18 protein-coding genes are annotated in these 22884 nt (G+C 33.6%); 3 read left to right on the plus strand and 15 right to left on the minus strand.

Features of this window, described 5'->3' with window-relative positions:
* From CAP47_RS04135 to xerA, 12 genes are all read right to left on the minus strand, one after another.
* Nucleotides 1–181: transposase (locus CAP47_RS04135; RefSeq protein WP_192869940.1), on the minus strand; the 181-nt coding region annotated here is incomplete at its 3' end.
* 151 nt (nt 182–332) lie between these two features.
* Complete coding sequence (locus CAP47_RS04140) at nt 333–1142, minus strand: enoyl-ACP reductase (protein WP_100775520.1); 810 nt, start codon at nt 1140–1142, stop codon at nt 333–335.
* A gap of 34 nt (nt 1143–1176) precedes the next feature.
* Nucleotides 1177–2829 (minus strand): DNA repair protein RecN, encoded by a 1653-nt coding sequence (gene recN / locus CAP47_RS04145; RefSeq protein ID WP_100775521.1) that lies wholly within the window; start codon nt 2827–2829, stop codon nt 1177–1179.
* A gap of 54 nt (nt 2830–2883) precedes the next feature.
* Complete coding sequence (locus tag CAP47_RS04150; RefSeq protein ID WP_100775522.1) at nt 2884–3768, minus strand: DUF4835 family protein; 885 nt, start codon at nt 3766–3768, stop codon at nt 2884–2886.
* Nucleotides 3765–4964 (minus strand): bifunctional phosphopantothenoylcysteine decarboxylase/phosphopantothenate--cysteine ligase CoaBC, encoded by a 1200-nt coding sequence (gene coaBC, locus CAP47_RS04155; RefSeq protein WP_100775523.1) that lies wholly within the window; start codon nt 4962–4964, stop codon nt 3765–3767. Before coaBC ends, CAP47_RS04150 begins: the two co-directional genes overlap by 4 nt.
* Complete coding sequence (locus CAP47_RS04160) at nt 4964–5299, minus strand: DNA-directed RNA polymerase subunit omega (protein WP_100775524.1); 336 nt, start codon at nt 5297–5299, stop codon at nt 4964–4966. Before CAP47_RS04160 ends, coaBC begins: the two co-directional genes overlap by 1 nt.
* A complete protein-coding gene (locus CAP47_RS04165; protein WP_100775525.1) occupies nt 5289–6110 on the minus strand; it encodes an outer membrane protein assembly factor BamD in 822 nt (273 codons plus the stop codon). The genes CAP47_RS04160 and CAP47_RS04165 overlap by 11 nt, the downstream gene beginning before the upstream one ends.
* 65 nt (nt 6111–6175) lie before the next feature.
* Complete coding sequence (gene dapA / locus CAP47_RS04170) at nt 6176–7060, minus strand: 4-hydroxy-tetrahydrodipicolinate synthase (protein WP_100775526.1); 885 nt, start codon at nt 7058–7060, stop codon at nt 6176–6178.
* On the minus strand, nt 7050–7556 hold the full coding sequence (locus tag CAP47_RS04175; RefSeq protein ID WP_100775527.1) for a DUF6913 domain-containing protein: 507 nt from the start codon (nt 7554–7556) through the stop codon (nt 7050–7052). The genes dapA and CAP47_RS04175 overlap by 11 nt, the downstream gene beginning before the upstream one ends.
* Nucleotides 7557–7595: 39 nt before the next feature.
* A complete protein-coding gene (locus CAP47_RS04180; protein ID WP_192869941.1) occupies nt 7596–9455 on the minus strand; it encodes a peptidase M61 in 1860 nt (619 codons plus the stop codon).
* Between the two features lie 20 nt (nt 9456–9475).
* Nucleotides 9476–11479, minus strand: coding sequence for a monovalent cation:proton antiporter family protein (locus tag CAP47_RS04185; protein WP_100775529.1), 2004 nt, complete (start codon nt 11477–11479; stop codon nt 9476–9478).
* Between the two features lie 65 nt (nt 11480–11544).
* A complete protein-coding gene (xerA, locus tag CAP47_RS04190; RefSeq protein ID WP_100775530.1) occupies nt 11545–12441 on the minus strand; it encodes a site-specific tyrosine recombinase/integron integrase in 897 nt (298 codons plus the stop codon).
* 45 nt (nt 12442–12486) lie between these two features.
* On the opposite strand from xerA, the gene aroQ reads away from it, so the two are divergent.
* Both aroQ and CAP47_RS04200 read left to right on the plus strand, forming a co-directional pair.
* Nucleotides 12487–12909 (plus strand): type II 3-dehydroquinate dehydratase, encoded by a 423-nt coding sequence (gene aroQ / locus CAP47_RS04195; protein WP_100775531.1) that lies wholly within the window; start codon nt 12487–12489, stop codon nt 12907–12909.
* Entirely contained in the window at nt 12902–13618 is a 717-nt protein-coding gene (locus CAP47_RS04200; protein ID WP_100775532.1) for an ATP-binding protein, read from the plus strand. The genes aroQ and CAP47_RS04200 overlap by 8 nt, the downstream gene beginning before the upstream one ends.
* A gap of 55 nt (nt 13619–13673) precedes the next feature.
* Here CAP47_RS04200 and CAP47_RS04205 read toward each other — a convergent pair whose 3' ends face one another.
* The 3 genes from CAP47_RS04205 to CAP47_RS04215 are packed head-to-tail and all read right to left on the minus strand — an operon-like array spanning nt 13674 to nt 19065.
* Complete coding sequence (locus CAP47_RS04205) at nt 13674–14966, minus strand: amidohydrolase family protein (protein WP_100775533.1); 1293 nt, start codon at nt 14964–14966, stop codon at nt 13674–13676.
* A 1-nt stretch (nt 14967) separates the two neighbouring features.
* The gene (locus tag CAP47_RS04210) at nt 14968–17955 is read right to left on the minus strand and encodes an amidohydrolase family protein (protein WP_100775534.1); all 2988 of its coding nucleotides are present in this window, start codon (nt 17953–17955) and stop codon (nt 14968–14970) included.
* Nucleotides 17956–17970: 15 nt separating this feature from the next.
* Nucleotides 17971–19065 (minus strand): DUF3810 domain-containing protein, encoded by a 1095-nt coding sequence (locus CAP47_RS04215; RefSeq protein ID WP_100775680.1) that lies wholly within the window; start codon nt 19063–19065, stop codon nt 17971–17973.
* A gap of 102 nt (nt 19066–19167) precedes the next feature.
* Between CAP47_RS04215 and purL the strand changes: the two genes are divergently transcribed.
* Nucleotides 19168–22824, plus strand: coding sequence for a phosphoribosylformylglycinamidine synthase (gene purL / locus CAP47_RS04220; RefSeq protein ID WP_100775535.1), 3657 nt, complete (start codon nt 19168–19170; stop codon nt 22822–22824).
* Nucleotides 22825–22884: the final 60 nt, after the last annotated feature.

Genomic DNA, 22884 nt, shown 5'->3' on the forward strand with positions numbered 1-22884 from the left:
GATCCGAACTCACTACTCCTTTCAGTATTTCTATACCTTCGGCTTCACATATTTGGATTAAAAGCTCACGACAACGAGTTTGAACATCTCCGCGAAGTACCTTGTACCGATATTTTGTAACCCAAACAATATGGCACGTTAAATAACTTACCGTATGGGAGCCTTTTCTTTGATAACTCATAGTACGAAAATATAGATTTTTTCGCACTACTAAAGTGCTGCAATAAAATTGCAGGGTTTAAATCCCTTTTTTGAGACCAATTAAGAGTTTTTTAAATAAAAAAAACGCCCGAAAGCGTTTTTAGAAATATAAATATTTATAATAAGTGTTATTATTCAAATTTCTCAATAACATCTTGACTCACGCCAACATTAGAGAAACCTCCATCATGATAAAGGTTCTGTAATGTCACTTTTTTTGTTAAGTCAGAAAATAAACTAATTGTGTAATCTGCACATTCAAGAGCTGTTGCATTTCCTAGAGGTGACATTTTATCTGCGTAATTAATAAAAGCATCAAAACCTTTTACGCCTTTACCTGCTGTTGTTGGAGTTGGAGATTGAGAAATCGTGTTTACTCTTACTTTATTGTCTTTACCAAAGAAATAACCAAAACTACGTGCAATAGATTCTAAATAAGCTTTATTATCAGCCATATCATTATAATCAGGAAAAACACGTTGTGCAGCCATATATGTTAAAGCAACAATACTTCCCCATTCGTTCATCGCTTCTTTCTTTTTCAAAACCTGCATCACTTTATGAAATGACATTGCTGAAACATCCATTCCCTTATGAGTCCAGTCATAATTCTGATCAGTATAATGTCTTCCTTTTCTAACATTAATCGACATACCGATTGAGTGCAATACGAAATCTATTTTACCTCCTAAAATTTCTGTCGCCTGATCAACTAACTTTTCAAGATCTTCAATATTAGTTGCATCAGCTGCAATTATTTCAGAATTTGTTTTTTCAGCTAGGTCTTTGATTGACCCCATACGCATCGCTATTGGCGCATTTGACAACACAAAAGTTCCGCCTTCTTCATGAACACGTTCTGCTGTTTTCCATGCGATAGAATTTTCATCTAATGCACCAAAAATAATTCCTCTTTTTCCTTTTAATAAATTGTATGACATGTGATTGATATTTTGATTTGTAAATTTATAACATTTATTGAGCTAACAAAGATTTTGCATGCGAAACTGCTGATTCTGAATCTTTACTTCCAAGCATTTCGGCCAACTCATCAACGCGTTCTTTAGTCGATAAAACTGATATTTGTGATTGTGTTTTCTGATTCACAACTTCCTTAAACACTCTTAAATGTGTCTTCCCTTTCGCTGCAATTTGTGGTAAGTGTGTGATGGATATCACCTGCATATTTTCAGACATGTCAAGCATGACGTCACCCATTTTTTCTGCAATTTCACCTGAAACACCTGTATCTATTTCATCAAAAATTAAACTTGGCAATTTTAAATGTTGAGATAATAAATATTTAATTGCTAAAGTTATTCTTGACATTTCACCTCCTGAAGCAACCTTCTTAATTGCTTTTAAATCTTGGCCTTTATTTGCCGTAAATAACCACTCAAAACGATCGCCTCCCTGAGCTGTGTAATCTTTCGTAAAATCACCTGATATTTTAAGTTGAGCATCTTGAATACCAAGATTTTTCAACATCAACTCAACATGCTCACTGATATTTTTAACGACTTTATTTCGGTTTTTAAATAATACTTGAGCTGATTTTTCTAATTTTTCTTCCTCTTCAGAAATCTGCTTCTTTATCGCATCTTGATTGGATTGTGCGTTATCAGAATTTTCGATTTCTTTTTCTAATCGAGATTGAATCTCTAAAAGCTCTTCAATTGTTTGAACTTGATGTTTATTTTGCAAATGATAAATCGCTTCCAATTTATCATCAACCTGAGTTTTTAATTCAGGATCGTTTTCTACATTTTCAAACTCTCGTTCAAGGTCACTTGTTAAATCTTCAACTTCTATTAAAACACTCTCTAACCTTTCTGAAAAACCTGCCATTTTCTCATCATATTTGGCAGCGTTTTTTAGTGAAGTGGCACTTTGTCTTAATTGTCCTAAAGCGCCCAAGTCTTCATGAGTCAATGCTTGTAAACTTTCCGATAAACTTTCTTGAAGAATTTCAACATTATCAAGTTTAGCTTTAAGCTTTTCTAGATTAGCTTGCTCTCCTGCTTTGAGTTTGGCTTCATCCAATTCATTGTATAAAAATAAATTATAATCATAAGCTGCAGAAGCTTGACGTTGTTGTTCTTCTAGATCATGAAGTTTTCTTTTAAGTTCTCCTAAATGATAAAAAGATTCTTGATATTTTTTCTTTTGAACATCTGTTGAAGCAATCGTGTCTAATATAAAATATTGAAAATCTTCTTCTCCAATACTCAATGTTTGATGCTGACTGTGAATATCAATAAGATGCTGACCTAGTTGTGAGATTTGAGCTAAACGAACTGGGGTGTCATTAACAAAAGATCTTGATTTTCCTGATGGTAATATCTCTCGACGGATAATCGTACTATCATCATAATCGATGTCCAGTTCTTCAAAAATTGCTTGAAGTTGATAATCAGATATATTAAACTCAGCTTCAATAACACATTTTTTAGATGCATCACGAACTGTACTTAAATCTGCCCTTTTTCCCAAAAGTAAACTAATGGCACCAAGTAAAATTGATTTACCTGCGCCAGTTTCTCCTGTAATTACGGTAAAGCCTTTATTGATGTTAAGTTGAACATCTTCAATGAGTGCAAAATTTCGGATATTTAGTTTGTTCAGCAAAGTCTTTAATTTTGCCGTAAATTTACGAAACTTGCGGAATTATCAAGCTTTTGATTAAGATTTGATTTGTCGCCAAGAACGACTGTGAACTGGAGAAATACTTAGAAGTAATTTTTTAATTTCAGTATGATTTTCGTCATTACCACCGCTGTAGATTTGTAAAATTTCATTTGCTTTTGCATCAAAAAATCCTCTTATAACTGTTGAACTGGATCTGGATTTAGATAATGCTGAAATCTCTTTTAAGCTTTCGGTAATTTCAGATTTTGCTTTTTCAGAATCCATATAAAACTGGTCTAAACCTTGACGGTGATAACGGTAATATGCTGATCTAAAATTAGCGTAATTTGCAGAAATGAGCTCTCTAATCAGATTGATACGAGAGTTGTTTCCTGATGAAGCATCCCAACCTGTTCCTCTTTGTTGTGAGAAATTCGCGATTTGGTTAGCTGCTTCATAATAATCTGTTCCACCTTCTTCTTCAAAACTATCAGCATCCAATCCTAAAATTGCATAAACATAGTAGGAAATTGTCGAAACTAAATTATTCTGATAACTCGTTGACGAAAAGTTGAGCGCTTGGTATTCGTTATACTGAAAATTAAAATCAGAATCCTTGTAATTTATTAATGAAGAAACTTGATCGGTTCCAAAAATAGGTCGAGAGGCTTGAATTTGTAATGTTGCTCTGAAATTATTTTCCTTTAAATCTTGCACCATGATAAAGAAACTAATATCAATCTTTTGGTGAGACTCTAAATGTTGATTTGTCCATGAGTTTCTATTGATAAACTCAGTCAATTCAGTTTCCAATGTTTTGAAAACGCTTAATTGGGTTTGTCCTGTTTGCTTAGCATCAATGGTAACTTCAGCATTGATTTCTTGTGAAAAACCAATTTGAACTACAAAACAAAAAGCAATAATAAATAGGTTTTTCATGATAAAATATTTGATGAGATAAATTTAAAAATATCTTGAGCAACTTCTTTTTTAGGTTTTGCATCAAAGTCAAGCTGTTCATTTTTTGTCAATAAACTTACTTGATTAAAGTCTGAACCAAAAACTTGATTAGAAGCATTATGTTGATTTAAAACAATAACATCAAGATTTTTCTTTTCGATTTTAGCTTTTGCATGTGCTTCAGCATTTTCGGTTTCTAAAGCAAAGCCCACAAGATATTGATCGGTTTTATGCTCTCCGATATATTTCAAAATATCTTGAGTTTTCTCTAACTCTAAAGTCATTGTTTCATCTGACTTTTTAATTTTCTGATCAGCTTGGTGTTTAGGTTTATAGTCAGAAACCGCTGCAGAAGAAATGATGACATCAGTAGAGCTAAACTCTTTTTGTACAGCCAGAAACATTTCATCAGTAGATCTCACATCAATAAGTTTAAGATGAGGATGGGAGATAGTTAAATATGTTGGTCCAGAAACCAAAACAACCTCAGCACCTAATCTTAAGGCTTCTTCGGCTAAAGCATAGCCCATTTTTCCACTAGATCGATTCCCTATAAATCGAACAGGATCAATAGCTTCATAGGTTGGTCCTGCAGTGATTAAAACGCGTTTTCCGTGTAAAGGTAATTGTGATAATAAATCTTGACTGACAAACTCAAGAATTTCTTCGGGTTCAGCCATTCGGCCTTCTCCAGATAATCCACTTGCTAACTCTCCTACTCCTGGCTTAATAAATTTATTTCCAAATTTAATCAACTGATCAATGCTTTGTTTTGTACTGCGATGCTTATACATATCTAGATCCATTGCTGGCGCAAAATAAACTGGACATTTTGCCGAAAGATATGTCGTCAATAATAGATTATTTGCTGCTCCATTCGCCATTTTAGACAATGTATTTGCAGTAGCTGGTGCGATTATAAACAAATCAGCCCACAAACCTAAATCAACATGATTTGTCCAGTTTCCTTCATCATCAGCTAATTGATGATAAACAGGATGTCCTGAAAGTGTTGATAAAGTAAGCGGGGTTACAAAATCTAGTGCATCAGGTGTCAAAACAACTTTGACGTCTGCACCATTTTTTTTTAATAATCTAACTAAAAAAGCAGATTTGTAAGCGGCAATACCAGCTGTGATGCCGACTAATATTTTCTTGCCGCTCAAAACTTGCATTATGCTTCTTCGTTTTCTTTAGTATGTCTGTAGTAGATTTTATCTTCTAACCACTCTTCTAAAGCTAAAGCATGTGGTTTAGGCAATCTTTCATAAAACTTAGAAACTTCGATTTGCTCTTTGTTCTCAAATATTTCTTCTAAACTTTCATTATAAGTTGCAAATTCTTCAAGCTTTTCAAGCAGTTCTTTTTTCATATCAGAATTAATCTGGCTAGAACGCTTTGCAATAATAGAGATTGCCTCGTAAATATTATTAGTCGGCGCATCGACTTTATTTTTATCGATCGTTACTGTTGTTGTTGGTGCTTTAGAATCTTTAATATTAGTTTTCATATACTTTTTCTTTTAATCTTTTATTGATATCGTCAAAATACGTTTGAGCTTCTTCTGCAAACTCCCCTTCAGGGTAATATCTTAAATAATCTTCTCCGTAATTTTTCGCTTCTTTTAACCTTTCTTCTACCAAAACTCGCAAGCTATTAATTGCTAACAAGTAAGCAGATTCATATTTGTAAAAGTAAGCTTTCTCTTTATAATCAGTTCCGGGGTAATCAAGAATATAGTTATCTAAAGCTTCAATTGCAGCTTTGTAACGCTCAGTATGATGGTATTGTTTTGCAATTTCATAATACTTTTTGTCTATTTTTTCTTGTAACTCAGCTACCAAAACATTAGCCTCATCAAAATGTTTACCTTCAGTATAAGTGTCAATATATATTTGCAATTTAGCCAAAGCTTTTAAGCTCTGAGATTGATCTAAACTATAAACTGGTGAAACTTCATAGTAACTTTTAGCAGACTTAAAGAGTGCTTCTTCAGATTTTTGACTTGTTGGGTATGATTGCGTAAACCTTTCAAATAAATGCGCCGCTGTAAAATAATCTCCACTTAAATAATAAGCGTTTGCATTCATATAAGTCACAGTTTCACCTTGAGGTTTACCTCTGTATTGTGGTAAAATTTGATCAAACAAACGCATCGATTTATTGAAGTAACGATTTTTGTCTGTTTCAACACCTTTTTCATATAATTCTTTTGCCATTTCATATTTCGGGCCAACTTCTTCAGATTTAAGTACCTTTTGATACTCACTGCAAGAGCTGAAAAGAATTAATGACAATAATAAAACTGTAACGTACCTCATAGAGAATAAATATTTTGCAAAATTACTGATTATAATCTTATTAAAAAAACGCAATTTTTTTAAGCTTATTTTAATGTGTTAATAAAATCTGATAATTTAGTTTTTAATCCGGCTGTTGCTTCCACTAAAGGCAAGCGAACATCTGCTTCACAAAGTGACTTAGCCTCAAAAACCGCTTTGATCCCCGCTGGATTTCCTTCTTCAAAAATCAAGTCAATGCCTTTCATCAATTTATATTGTAAAGCAAAAGCTTCATCAACTTTTCTTGATAAACCGAAATTCATCATTTTAGAAAATTCTTTTGGAAAACCTTCAGCCATCACTGAAATAACGCCTGCCCCTCCTGCTAAAACCATTGGCAAAGCAATCATATCATCACCAGATATCACCAAGAAATCTTTTGGCGTGTCTCTTATTAAAGTCATCGCCTGATTCATATCGCCTGCTGCTTCTTTGATACCGATAATACTATCAAAATCTTCAGCTAAGCGCACGACTGTTTCTGGTTGCATGTTTGACCCTGTTCGACCTGGCACATTATAAAGAACAATAGGTAAATCAGATGCTTTTGCTAAAACTGCAAAGTGTTGATAAATTCCTTCTTGAGTGGGTTTGTTATAAAATGGTGAAACCGATAAAATTGCGTCAAAACCATCAAAATTTTCACGTTGATAGGTTTTAAGCAATTCTGCTGTGTTATTGATTCCGACACCTAACATTAAGGGTAATCTGCCATTGTTTTCTTCGCGAATTGTTTTTTTAACAAGCTCCTTTTCTTCTTTTGAAAGCGTTGCACTTTCGGCCGTTGTCCCTAAAGCCACAATATAATCTATACCATTATCTATTTGGTAATTGACCAATTTTTTTAAGGCTTCAACATCAACTTCTTTATCTTTTGTAAAAGGCGTGACAAGCGCAACACCAGTTCCTTTAAATTGATTAAGATCCATAATCGATTTGTTTTAAATATTTTGAAGCTTCACTAAAGAACTCCTGAGGTTCTTTAGATGAAACTCTAATAAGCATTTGATTTTGTTCTAAGTCTGAAATTCCGACTTGAAAATTGGCTTTTAAACATGAATTCATCAATTGCAAATAAACAGATTCCTCATTAAATAGATTAAAAATCAACTGATAAGTTTGACCATAAAAGCCTTTTAGTTCTTCTGACTTTGGTTTTGAAAAAAAATTAAAATCCTTTTTTGAAAAAACATGCAAGCCTTCTGCTGATTTATCTTGATTTTCATCTGAAAAAGCAATTAAATCCAATTGATAGTTTTTAAATTCTTTAAAATTATTTTGAAAACACTGCAATAATTCATTTGAAGAATAATCACTCAGATGAAACAGAATAGCAACGCGATCAGATTTACGTTCTGATTTCTGATTTTTTAAATTTTTCTTTAATGTCTTCTCTAAAAAGTAACTTTTGAGCCCTTTTCCCATTCTTCATTTATAATTATGAATTGATTTGATTGATAAATCTTAAAATTTCAACCATGCTTTTCTTAGTTTATAAGCCTCAGAATCTTTAGGAATATCCTTAGCTTCTATTTCAAAACTTGTTGTTGTCGGTCTTGAAACTTTCCCTTCAAGTTTAATTTCTTTACCACCTCTTTCAACAACCATCGTTAAGTCGTCACCAGAATTCCATCTAAAAGATGCACTGATCATTGCACGAACATTATGCAGCTCGTATTCTGTACCGTTCACGCTCTTGATATAATCACCTGGTTTTACTCCCAATTCTTTAAAAGTAGAATGTAAAGGGTAAGCTTTTCTAAAGAAAATTTTATTATTCTTAGTGTTTACGTCAATAAAAGGCGTTTCACCATCAATAAAAAACTCTGTTTGCTTTTGTTTTTGAATGTATTCTAAACCAACTTTATTTAAAAATTCCTCATAAGGAATTGGCGTTGAACCTGTGATATAAGTATCAAAATAATTCTGAAGTTCTGGATAAGTTGCTTTCACAAATTCAGAAATCAATTCATCATCTTGAAATGGTTTATTTTTTCCGTATTTATCAATTAATGTTTTTAAAGTTTTTAAAATCCCTTGATCACCATCACTCAATTCACGCAATCTGATATCAAGCGTCATTCCGATTAAAGCACCTTTAAGGTAAACATTGTAATATTGGTCTTTGTAATCGTCTGACAAAATATTTTCGCTTAACTCAGTCATTGGCATTTCATCATTAAATCCTTGTGATGTTTGAATTTTTTCTGCCATACGATCATAAAATTCTTGTTCAGTAATCAAACCTTGATTGACCTGAAATAAATTTGCAAAATATTCAGTCACACCTTCATATAACCATAAATGCTGAGACATTTTAGGTGTATTATAATCAAAAAAATGTACTTCTTTCGACTGAAGATTTAAAGGCGTGATAATGTGAAAAAACTCATGTGACACAACATCCGTCATCGATTCTTCTAACTGCTCAAGAGACATCATTTCCGGCAAAACCACTGTTGTCGATGTGTGATGCTCAAGCGCTCCAAAACCTGTTGCGTCAGTTTTTTCCATATCTGATAAATACAGGATAATTGAGTAGAGCGGCGTGTTATCTATCTTTCCTAAAAAAGATTTCTGCGCTTGCACCATTTTCTCCATACTTGGTTTTAAATCTTCAGCTGTGTATTTATTATTAGGCGAATAAACGCTTAATTCAACCACCATATCTTGGATATCAAAAGTCGTTTTACTTAATTTACCATACATAATTGGGTTGTCAATCAATCCGAAATAACGCGAAGTCATATAAGCATCTGTCACTTTTTGATCAATAGTATCACGACTTGCGATTTGCAATGAAGATGCACTTTTAAAATCAAGTGGTCTTGTAATTTTTAATTGATGATTTTCTTCTTGATGTCCTTCAAAATAACCAACAAAGCCATGTAAATTCAGCATGTAATTTTCGCCTTCTTCAATATTTGTCCCAGCTGGAGAAAAAACACCGCCTTCATCATCGATATCATAAGTGTCATTAACTTTATATGAAATTCTGTCAAGTTCTGTTGCATTATTAATCGTCCATGTATTTTCATCATTTTGAACAACAGGCATTGTTTTGCCTTCATAATCGTAAGCGATCATTTCTTGCACAAACTGTCCATAATCACTAAGATCATAAGTCCCAGGAACTGTTTTAGGAATATAAAACTTGATACTTTCTGTTTTAATTTTCCCCGGATTATGTGTGACGGTTAACATATCTTGATCGACATTTGTTAAGTCAATCGAAACTTCTATTCCTTTTGAAGCATTAGGCTGAACGCCACACGCCACAAAGAGTAAGCTTGAGATGACAAGTGCTGAAATTCTTTTATGCATCATTTCTTTTTTTATTTTATTTAAATTTTAATCACCTTATTCAACGCGTTGATGTCTTTTGGTGCACCAAAGATATAGATGATATCATCAACTTCAATTTTAGATGTTGGTTTTATTTCTGATTTGTAGTAGCGTCCGCGTTTGATGCCCAATACAACTAAATTATATTTTTGCGAAAGCTGTGATTCAATTAATGATTTGCCTACAATATCATTATCCTTATGTTGCACATGCAGTGAAGCAACTTCTTTGTTTGGAATATTGAGTTGTTCAAAGGCTCCTTTTGCAGAAAAAGGTTTCACACTAGTCAACATTTCATAGTCTGAGGATCTGATGTTTGAAACAATTCTGTTGATCTCATCATGCGTGATCATATATTGTTTTAAAACACGTGTAAAAATTTCAATAGAAGTTTCAAATTCTTCAGGAATAACCTCGTCTGCACCCAATTTCATATTTTCTTCTATTTCCTTCACGTATCGTGTTCTCACAATTGTATGCACAGTTTGTGAAAACAAACGAATGGTAGAAATAATTTTCTTTGTTGCATTAGGATCAGAAATCGCAATCACGGCCGTTCTCGCTTTCTGAATATTGATATATTTCAAAATTTCTGGTTCAGACGCGTCTCCATAAACCACAGGATGATTTCGGCGTTTTGCTTCTTGAATTTCATCGTAATCAATTTCAACAATCACATAAGGAATACCTGTTGATCGCGTAACGCGAGCAATATTTTTACCATTAATACCATAACCAATAATGACAACGTGATCATCCCAATCATCATCCTGATCTTCTTCATTAGAACTCAAAGCCTTTTTCTGTGCTTTGATACGAGCTCTCACACGTTTCGGCAATGGAACTTTTAAAAAGTAAGCTGTTAGCGCATCAGATTTTTGTATAAAAAACGGTGTGAGTGCCATCGTCATGATTGAAACGGCCAAGAAATACTGATACATATCTTGTGTCAACAAATCATTTTGAACACCAACTGTCGAAAGTAATAATGAAAATTCCCCAACTTGAAAAACAGCTAAAGCCGTCATCATTGCTGTTTTGACATTCAACTTTAAAACAGCTGAAGTCACAAAAATAATAATCATTTTTACGAGCAAAACAATCAGGACAAAAGCTAGAATATAAAGAACATTTTCAGCGAAGAAACTTAAATCTAAAAGTGATCCGACAGATATGAAAAAAAAGCTGATAAATATTTCTCTAAATGGCAAAACGTTTGCTGTGGCTTGATGACTGTATTCTGATTCTGAAATAATCAAACCAGCAAAAAAAGCACCCAATGCTAATGACAAACCTACTGCTGATGTTAACCAAGCAATAGCAAAACAAAAAACAATTGTTGTCAATATAAAAAGTTCACGATTTTTGGTTTTGACAACCATTTTAAAAACTTGTGGAACAATGTATTTTTGTAAAATCCAGACAACGACACCTAAACCAATCAGTTTAGCTATTAGAATGAGAATTGTCATTGTAACATCATCAGATTTTCCAGCTAAAATTGGTGTCATTAACATCATTGGGACAACAATAATATCTTGAAAAATTAAAATTCCTAAAGCTAAACGTCCGTGAGATTGTGAAATTTCACCGCGTTCCTGAAGCATTTTCAACACAATTGCAGTTGAACTTAAAGCAATCAGAAATCCAATAAAAATAGCTGTATTATAATTGATTCCGAAAGCATAAACCACTAAGCTTGTCAATAAAATTGTACCAATCACTTGAACACCACCGCCCAGAAAAACAATCCGTCGCATTTTCATTAAACCACTAAAGGATAACTCTATGCCAATCACAAAAAGCAAAAAGATAATTCCAATTTCAGAGAGTAATTCAACTTCATGATTTGAGCTCAATAAATTAAAAGCACTTGGTCCTACAATTATTCCCGCTAATAAAAAACCCAAAATAGAAGGTAATTTTAACTTCTGAAAGCCGAGAATAATAAAAATTGAGATGCCAAGTACAACAACAATCTCCTTGAGTAATGGAATTTCCATAAATTAATTTAGGTTTGGTTGAATATATTAATTTTTATGAGTTTCAAATAAATTTTGTTCTTTTTTTACGCACGTGGATGAAATTGCTCAATTGTGTCACGCAAATGAGTCTGATTCAAATGTATATAAACTTCAGTTGTTGTGATACTTTCATGTCCGAGTATTTGTTGTATTGCTCTTAAGTCAGCACCATTTTCTAATAAATGCGTTGCATAAGAATGTCTAAAAGTATGTGGACTTATTTTTTTGTCAAGATTTGCTTCTTCTGAAAATTTTCTAACAATTGTAAAAATCATGGCACGTGTGAGTTGTTTTCCTCGTCTGTTTAAAAACAAAACGTCTTCAAATCTATTTGCGATTTCACCCAATCGCCTTACATCGTTAATGTAGATTTCTATCAAATGCTGTGTGTAATCATTTAGAGGAACAAACCTCTGCTTCTCCCCTTTTCCGACAATTGAGATAAACCCTTCGTCAAAAAACAAATCTGACAAGCGTAAATTAATCAATTCAGAAACACGCAAACCACAACCGTAAAGCGTCTCAATAATCGTTTTGTTACGCTGACCTTGAGGATGTGATAAGTCAATTGCAGCAACAATTTCATCAATTTCTTCAACACTTAAAGTGTCTGGTAGTTTCCTTCCAATTTTAGGCGATTCTATCAACAAAACAGGATTATCATCTCTCACTTCATCGAAAACCAGGAAATCAAAAAAGCTACGCAAGCCAGATAAAATTCGAGCTTGTGTGCGCTCGTTAACCACCTTTGAGAGTTCATAAATAAAAGATCGTAAATCTTCTGTTGAAATCTTTTTTGGACCGACTTCAATCTCATGAACTGCTAAATATTTTACTAATTTTTCGACATCAAGAATATAAGAATTGACAGTATTTTCAAGCAAACCTCTTTCGATTTTCAAGTAATTTTTAAAAGAATTGATTGCCGATTGCCAATGCATGCTGTATCTTAATTTTTTGTAATTTAGCTAACCTAAGCTTAGTTTATGAAATTACATATTATCAACGGACCAAATTTAAACTTATTAGGAAAAAGAGAACCTAAAATTTATGGTAAAAAAAGTTTTAAAACTTTTTTTACAGAGTTACAATTTAAATTTAGAAAAATTGAATTATCCTATTTTCAATCTAATTCAGAAGGTGATCTGATCACCGAAATTCAAAATACAAAAGCCGAAGGTATCATCATCAACGCTGCGGCATACACGCATACTTCAATTGCTATTGCTGATGCCATTGCAGCTATTGATATTCCTGTTGTGGAAGTCCATATTTCGAACACGCATGCCAGAGAAGATTTCAGAAAAAAATCTTACTTATCTCCTGTTGCTAAAGGCTGCATCTTTGGTTTTGGCATGCAAAGTTACGAGCTTGCTATTCAAAGTTTTTTAAACAAAGAAAATGTCTAAAACTTACCTCAACTGGAGTTCTGGTAAAGATGCAATGCTGGCTTTGCATAAATTACAAAACACAGCGAATTCCCCAGATTTATTAGTCAGTACAATCAACGCTGAAGTCAACAGAGTCAGCATGCATGGCTTACCCGTTTCTCTTCTAGAAAAGCAAGCAGAAGCATTACAAATGAAGCTTCATCAAATTCCTTTAAACGGACAATTATCGTTGAATGAATATAATAAAGTGATGCAAAAAGAAGTGACTGATCTTTATCATCAAGGTTATAAAACTTCAGTTTTTGGTGATATTTTATTAGAAGATTTAAAAATTTATCGTGAGAAAGAATTTGAAGGTTCAGGCATTCAAACTTTATTTCCTTTATGGAAGAAAGACACATCAAAACTCATACAAGAATTCATTGAGTTAGGTTACAAAGCAATTGTTGTTTGTACAAATTCAGCTTATTTAAATGATGATTTCTGTGGAAGAATCATTGATGAAGATTTCTTAAAAGATTTACCTGACAATGTTGATCCTTGTGGTGAAAATGGTGAGTTTCACACTTTTGTTTTTGATGGGCCGCTTTTCAAAAAACCAATTTCATTTGAAGTTATTGGAAAAGTTCAGAAAAACTATCAAGCCAATGAAGATGAAAAAGATGATTGTTTTAAGGAAGAAAAACAATCTTGGGATCATGAATTTTGCTTTTTAGATATCAAATAAAAAACTGCCTTAAAATAATCTAAGGCAGTTTTAAAATCATTATTTCTTAGAGAAATTATTCGTTTTCGTATTTCTCAGAATAACGTTTATAAAGTTCAGTTTGATGAGACTCTAAACTAATATCTCTTCCTTGAATATAAGCTTTCATCAATCTGTTTCCGCGCATTTCAAGCGCATCACCTTCACTGATAAAAAGCGTTGCATCTTTGCCAACTTCTAAACTTCCGACTTGATCATCGATTCCTAAAATTTTAGCTGTATTTAATGTGATCATTTTTAAAGCTTCATTTTTATCAAGACCGTAAGCTACAGCAGTTCCTGCATAAAAAGGAAGATTACGTGAGTTTTGACGCTCCATGTCTCCGCTTCCTTCTAAAGCAACCAAAACACCAGCTTCATGAAGTATTTTTGGCAATTTGTATGGCAAATCATAATCGTCATCTTCAAAATTTGGCACTGAATGAACCCGCTGAATTAAAACTGAAATTTGAGATTTATTAAGTTCATCAGCCAATTGATGCGCTTGATAGCCTCCAACAATCGTCAGATTATTTAGCTTCATTTCTTTTTGAAAACTAATCACATCTCTAATTTCTTTCTCACCATTAACATGAACAAAAAGATTTTTATTTCCATTAAAGACACCTTGCATTGCGCGTTTAGCTAAATCAATTTCTTGATTTGTTTCTTTATAAACACGTGCATTTTTGAAGTAAGTTCTTAGCTCATCAACTTCTTTTTGGTAATCCTTATTTTGCTCGTAACGACGATCAGCATCATACCAATTTCCACTTCTTGAAAAACCTGAAGGCCAATTGACATGAACAGCATCATTTTCTTTTATGATCGCATCTTCCCAGTTCCAAGCATCAAATTGTACAATTGAAGAAGTACCTGAAATTCGGCCGCCTCTTGGCGTGATTTGCCCCATCAAGACGCCGTTAGGACGCATACTTTCAACAATTTTACTTTCAGTATTGTAAGCAATAATACTTCTGACGTGTGGTAACATTTTACCAAGCTCGCGCTCATCATCAGAAGCTCTTACGGCATCAACTTCTACCAAACCTAATGTTGAGTTTGGCGCGATAAAGCCTGGATAAACATTCTTACCTTTTGCATCAATCACTTTTCCTTTTGCCTGAGATTGATCAGTACCGACGTAAGTAATTTTTCCTTTTTCAAAAACGATAACAGAATTCTCAATTTGATTCCCGTTACCAATATATGCAGTTGCGCCTTTAATAGAAATCGCTTGTTTTTGAGAAGATGCTGGCGTTTGTTGTGCGTAAGAATATGAAAACATCACAGCAAAAACCAGATATATAAATTGTTTGATTGACTTCATTTTAGTTGTGTTTATGATTGATGTGATCTAAACTATCACAGTGTAAAAACTCTTTTTCTTCCTTTTTAATAGGTTGTGTTTCCATGCCTTTGTTTTTGGCAGCCATCATTTGATTAATTAAAACTTGACGCTCTTTTTTAATCTCTTGTCGCATTTTTTTATCTTTTTCAAGATCAAAATAAACAACACCTTCGATTAATGTTTGAAGTGGTTTAGCATAAACGCTTAAAGGATGTGCATTCCATAATACAACATCAGCATCTTTACCTTCTTCAACAGTTCCGACACGATCTTCTAAGTGTAAAAGTTTGGCTGGGTTTGCTGTGACAAACTTACAAGCATCTTCTTCAGAAACGCCGCCATACTTCATTGTTTTAGCGGCTTCTTGGTTTAAACGTCTGATCATTTCGCCATCATCACTATTAATAGCAACTGTTACACCTTGGTTATGCATAATTGCTGCATTATGAGGAATGGCATCATTAACCTCATATTTGTAAGCCCACCAGTCAGCAAATGTTGAACCGCCAGCGCCGTGTTCTTTCATTTTGTCAGCAACTTTGTAGCCTTCTAGAATATGCGTAAATGTGTTGACTTCAAAATCGAAATCTTCAGCAACTTTCATCAACATATTAATTTCACTTTGCACATAAGAGTGACAAGAAATAAAACGTTCTTTGTTTAAAATTTCTAGCAAAGTTTCCATTTCTTCATCCTTTCTGTAAGCTTTTCCAGAAGCTTTGCGTTCACCGTAAGCTTGAGCTCTTGTAAAGTAATCTCTAAAAACTTGCTCGACTCCCATTCTTGATTGTGGAAAACGTGAACGTCCTCCCCAGTTAGATTGTTTAACATTTTCACCTAAAGCGAATTTGATAAATTTTGGCGAGTTATCATAAATTAACTCATCTGCGCTTTCTCCCCACTTCAATTTGATAATTGCAGAGCGACCACCAATTGGGTTTGCCGATCCGTGCAATAATTGCGCAGTTGTAACACCGCCAGCTAAAGATCTGTAAATACTAATATCATCAGGGTTGACAACATCTTCCATTTTGACTTCTGCAGAAGAATTGTGCCCGCCTTCGTTTACTGAAGACAATGCAATATGCGAGTGCTCATCAATGATTCCTGCCGTTAAAAATTTTCCTGTTGCATCAATTACTTTTGAATTTCCTGATCTGAGGTTTTGACCAATTTTAGAAATTTTACCGTCTTTGATTAGTACATCTGTATTTTCTAATGTTCCATTTTCAGATCCAGTAATCACTGTTGCATTTTGAAAAAGAATTTTCTTAGCTTCTTGTTTTGGTTCTTTAAAACCATAAGCCGTGTTCGGGTAATTGACAGTGAGTAAATCTTCAAACTTCAACTGCTCTTTTTCTTTTTTATCCTTCTTATCAGATTTTTCTTCTTGTACATTTCGTAAACGCTGTGCTGTAAAAGTAGTTGTATTACCATTTTCCAAAGTGACCTTACCTTTAATCAGGCTAGGAACTTCATCAATTTTAGCACTTAAAACTTTGTAGTTTTTATCTTCTTTTGAAGACAAAATCAATCTTAACCATTGGTTTTCAAAAGATAATTTTGCAGCATATTTAAAATCTTTTTGCTTTACTTCAGCAGAATATTTTCCTGATTTTTCTTTTATTTTTAAATCAAAAGCTTCATTATTAATCGTCAATTTATACTGACCTGCAATATCAATCTTATGAATATCCTTATAACGATGACGCTCACCTTGCACCCAGTTTTCTGCAATTTCAAAATTATCTGTAAACAATTCATTATCTGAAATAATGAAGTTTGCTAATTTTCCTTTTTCAAGTGTTCCAACATGCTGATCAGCATTGATTAATTTTGCGGGAACTGAAGTTAAAGCAGCTAGAGCGACTGATTTATCTAAACCTAAATCGACAGATTTTTGAAGATTTTTCAACAACATATCTGGCGATTTTAAATCACGTGTTGTAAATGCAATTTCAATTCCTTTTTGTGAAAGCATTTGCGCATTTGCAGGCGCTAATTGCCAATCTTTCATATCGCTTAAAGAAAGGTATTCTCTTAAATAAGGATCTTCAACATCATAAGCTTTTGGATAATTGACTGGTAAAACAAAAGTAGCTTGAGTTTTGGCAATTTCATCAACTCTTTTATACTCATCACCGCCTCCAATAATTGCGTACTGAACACCAAACTGATCTCCAATTTTATCAGCACGTAAAGCATTTAGATAATTCTCTGTTGAGAAAATTTGCGGTAAATTTTCTTGAGCAATAGAAGCTTCAATCGCCAAATCTTTATCTTCGATCAGGCCATTTTTATAAGCTTCTGTGTCATGATAAAATTGTCTTAACAAAGCTGTAAAGCCCATTATGGAACTAGGGTAAGCCTGCTGAGTTTGTTTGCTTCTATCAAAAGCAAAATACTGAGCTGATTGTGGGTTGAGCATTCGTGAGTGAGCCGTTTCATCAGTTAAAGCTATCAAAGCACTTGTACCGCGCACAAAGCCATCTGCAATATGTGTATTCACAACTCCAAAACCAGCTTTTCTTAGTTTCTCTGCTTTTTTCTGATCGTACTCAAAATGAGATTTCGCTTCTTGATCTGGTCTAACGTGATCATTCCAGTAATAACCGCTTCTGTTAGCGTCATATTGTGGCTGAGATCTTCTTTTTGCAGATTGTATTTTTTTGATTCCAAAATCAGAATAAGTTTCTACAAAAGATGGATAAATATGTTTGCCTGGCGCATCTACAACAACTGTATTTTCAGGAAGTTTAACTGAACGTCCAACTTCTACTATTTTGCCGTCTTTAATTAGAAGTGTTGCATTTTTTAGTGTTTTTTGAGCATTGACATGAATCATAGCCGAGGTGATTGCAACATAATTTGATGTTTCTGACTTTACGGCTTTTGAATCAGGGAAATAGTCCTGAGCAAAACTCGTTATGCCAAATAAAACACAAAACATAAAAATGTACTGTTTCATAAGATAGAATTTAGATTATTGATTTATTGTTTGAGTTGATTGATATAAATTATATTTCTTATTGTAATTCACAAGTAAGGCAACAACATAACTGTAACTTTTCAATCCGTCAGGTTGTTTATTCACTTTTAAATAATTACCATAAATGGTTTTCATAATAAATTCTGTTGGGCCACGATGTTTCTCCCAAAACAACTGAACTTCCATATAATTTTTGAAGATTCCAGGATTCACATCATCCTTCATTATCGAAAATAATTCAGGATCTCTTAAATAGATGTCATTAAGACTATACTTTAAGGCAAAAGTTAAACCTGAATACCTGATAAAATCATTTTTTGAATTTATTGTCACTATTGCACCTATAAAATTGGCTTCATTCTCCTTGGCATAACCCATCTGGTGACCAATTTCATGCGCCATTGTTGTGGGTTGCTTGTATTTTGGTACAAGTGTATTGTATTGTGCTTCGTTTGTAAACGGATTAACATAACCACTAAAACCTGCATAAGTTAATGGTAATGAAAGCATTGAACTTTTGAGGTTTTCATAGGGATAACGCAAGTTGAGATTTTCGTTTTGAAACTCTTGATATGTTTCAAAAACTAAATTTTGCAATTCATTTTTTCTGAAATAATAATCGACAGCTAGCGTATCATGAGCAGTTAATTGACTGTGTAAAAGATTTGATTTTTGAATTAAATCACAAGTAAATTCAGTCAACTCTTCAGTTGTATAATCTGGATCTAAATTTAAATTAACATGCAAAGGATTTCTGTAATAATTGAAACCCCAAAATGCATGAAACAGAAAATAAGTGACAGAAAGAAATGCTAAAGCTTGATAAATAATCAACCTAAACGGTTTAAATTTTCTTTTAAAAAGAAAGATAATCCATTTAACAATCCAAAAAACAATGACAACATAAAATATATCTCCTACAGAAAAAGGAATCCAAAATAATTGTAAGTGCTGAAGTTTTGAAACCATCAGAAAGAAATTCTGACTGTAATAATGCTCTATAAAACCTGGAAATGATGATATGACCGAGACAATAATGATTTGTATGAATAAGAAAAAACTTAATATTTTGAGAATACGTAATTTCAAGTTGAAAGATTTATTTAAGTCCAAACTTAATCAAATTCATACATTACTCATATTTTTATTGTAATTTTGAGGGCGTCTAAACACAACTTTAAAACACAACTAATGATTGTTTTCTTCAAGACCACCCCGACGCACTTTTTTGCAGTTTCCACATCCAAAAGACCTGATTTCGAAAGTATAAAAAAGCTAAAATGGCTTTTTGGCGATGCTACTTTTGTTGATCAAAAAGAAATTACTGGCACTTTTATAGGCCCAAGACAAGTAATGGTCACTCCATGGAGTACAAATGCTGTAGAAATCACCCAAAATATGGGGATTAAAGATATTGAAAGAATTGAAGAATTCCAGAGTGTCGAAAATGGTTTTGAAGCTTATGACCACATGATTTACCAAAAATATGAAGAACTCAATCAACATATTTTTGACATTAATATTGATCCTGAGGAAATTCAGAATATTGATGATATTTCAGATTACAATCTCAAACAAGGCTTAGCGCTAAATGAAGAAGAAATTCAATATCTAAAAGAACTTTCTAAACGTTTAAAAAGACCTCTCACCGATGCTGAAGTTTTTGGTTTCTCACAAGTCAATTCAGAGCATTGTCGTCACAAAATTTTTAACGGACAATTTATTATTGACGGTGAAGAGAAAGAAGAGTCATTATTTAAAATGATTAGAAAAACTTCATCTGAAAACCCTAATTCAATTATATCAGCATATAAAGACAATGTCGCTTTCATCGATGGCCCGAAATTGCAGCAATTTGCACCTCAGCGTCCAGATGAAGCTTCTTTTTATGAAAATAAAGACTTCAATTCTGTTATTTCTCTTAAAGCAGAAACACATAACTTCCCAACAACCGTTGAACCTTTTAACGGAGCTGCAACAGGAAGTGGTGGTGAAATTAGAGATCGATTAGCAGGCGGAAAAGGTTCTTTGCCTTTAGCAGGAACTGCTGTTTACATGACATCTTACTCTCGCACAAATTCTCCACGTTCATGGGAGAAAAACATAAAAGAAAGAGATTGGCTTTACCAAACGCCACTTGATATTTTGATCAAAGCTTCTAATGGTGCTTCAGATTTTGGAAACAAATTTGGTCAACCACTTATCGCTGGTTCTGTTTTTACATTCGAGCATGAGGAACATGAATGTTTTTTGGCTTTTGATAAAGTTATCATGATGGCTGGCGGAATTGGTTATGGTAAGAAAGAGCAAGCTTTAAAAGAAACACCAGCTTTAGATGACGACATCATCATTTTAGGTGGTGAAAATTACCGTATTGGTATGGGCGGTGCAGCTGTTTCTTCAGCTGACACTGGCGAATTTGAAAGTGGCATTGAACTGAATGCCGTACAACGATCAAACCCAGAAATGCAAAAAAGAGTTGCCAACACAATTCGTGGCATGGTTGAGAACGACCATAACCCGATTAAATCAATTCATGACCATGGCGCTGGCGGACATCTTAACTGTTTGAGTGAGCTTGTAGAAGACACAGGCGGATTTATCAATTTAGAAGAATTGCCTATTGGTGATCAAACGCTTTCTGATAAAGAAATTATCGGCAACGAATCACAGGAAAGAATGGGACTTGTGATTGATGAAAAAAATGCGAAGTTTTTAAAGAAAATTGCAGATCGTGAACGCTCTCCAATGTATTTTGTTGGTAAGGTGACTGACGATCATCGTTTTACTTTTAAAAATAATAAGACTGACAAAACCTCAATGGATTTAATGCTTGAGGATATGTTTGGAAGCTCTCCAAAAACAATCATGCAAGATAAAAGTGTCAATAGAACTTATGCTGAAATTAAAGAAAGCGAAAATGACATTTATAAGCATGTAAAAAATGTACTTCAACTAGAAAGCGTTGCTTCAAAAGATTGGTTAACCAACAAAGTTGATCGCTGCGTAACTGGTCGTGTTGCAAAACAACAAACATTAGGTCAATTACAAATACCTCTGAACAATGTCGGTGTGATGGCACTTGATTATTTAGGTCAAAAAGGTGTTGCAACATCCATTGGACACTCACCAATTTCAGGATTGATCAATCCTGTTGCTGGCTCAAAAAACTCCATTGCAGAAGCACTTACAAATATCATTTGGGCACCTTTAGAAGAAAATCTTAAATCGGTTTCTCTATCTGCCAACTGGATGTGGCCTTGCAGAAATGAAGGTGAAGATGCTAGACTTTATGAAGCTGTAAAAGCGGTTTCTGATTTTGCCATCAACCTTGGTATTAATGTGCCAACAGGGAAAGATTCTTTATCCATGACGCAAAAGTATAAAGACAAAGAAGTTATCTCTCCTGGTACTGTTATCATTTCTGCTGCTGGACAATGTTCAGAAATCACTAAAGTTGTCGAGCCACTTCTTCAAGCTGAAGCTGGAAAAATTTATTACCTCAACCTTTCAAAAGATCAGTATAAGCTTGGCGGCTCAGCCTTAGGTCAAACTTTAAACAAAGTTGGTTCAGAAGCACCTTCAATTAAAGATGATAATTTCTTTAAAGAACAATTTAATGGCATCCAAAAGCTAATTAAAGCTGACAAAATCGCAGCTGGTCATGATGTTTCTTCAGGCGGATTAATCACAGCTTTGTTAGAAATTTGTTTCGCAAATAAAGATTTAGGTGCTGACATTAATTTAGATAATTTAAAAGAAGAAAATACACTCAACTTACTTTTCTCAGAGAACAGCAGTTTGATTTTTCAAGCGAAAGGTGATATTGAGAAAGAGTTGAAAGAATTTGGTATAGAAGCCATAGAAATTGGTCGAGCAACAAGTAAGCCTGAATTAAATATCACACATCAAAATCAAGAATTAAATTTTGATATTGATGAATACCGTAAAATCTGGGCTAAAAAATCTTACGAATTTGATTGTGAACAAAGTGGAAAAGAAAAAGCTTTAGAAAGATACGAGAACCTTGATAAAGTTGGGTTGAATTATAAATTTCCAAAACAGTTTACAGGCAAAAAACCTGAAACACCAATACAAAAAATCAAAGCTGCTATCATTCGTGAAAAAGGTTCAAACTCTGAACGCGAAATGGCTAGAGCCTTACATATTGCAGGCTTTGAAGTGAAGGATATCCACATGACAGATTTGGTTTCTGGTAAAGAAAATCTTGAAGATGTGCAAATGATTGCTGCTGTTGGTGGTTTTTCTAATTCAGACGTTTTAGGAAGTGCAAAAGGTTGGGCTGGTGCTTTTAAGTATAATCAAAATGCTCAAAACGCTTTGATTAATTTCTTCAATAGAGAAGATACTTTATCATTAGGTGTTTGTAATGGTTGCCAATTATATATTGAGCTAGGCCTTATCAATCCTAAGCATGATGAAAAACCTCGAATGCTTCATAACGACTCAAATAAATTTGAATGTCAATTTACAGCAGTTGATATTTTAGAAAATAATTCAGTGATGTTAAAATCATTAGCTGGTTCTCGATTAGGAATTTGGGCCGCTCATGGCGAAGGGAAATTTCAATTACCTAAAGCTGAAAGTGATTATCAGATTCCTGCAAAATATTATGCTGACTCATATCCTTCAAATCCAAATGGATCTGATTACAACGCAGCGATGCTTTGTGATGAAACCGGCAGACATTTAGTGATGATGCCTCACTTGGAAAGATCAACATTTAGTTGGAATTGGGCTTACTATCCTAAAGACAGAAATGATGAAGTGACACCATGGATAGAAGCATTTGTAAACGCCAGAAACTGGCTTGTCTCAAAAAAATGATAAATACCATGCAATAATGTTATAAAATATAGAATAAAAGAATTCAATAATTTTTTCTTA

This window comes from Psychroflexus sp. S27, from assembly GCF_002810405.1.
Lineage (GTDB): Bacteria > Bacteroidota > Bacteroidia > Flavobacteriales > Flavobacteriaceae > Psychroflexus > Psychroflexus halocasei_A.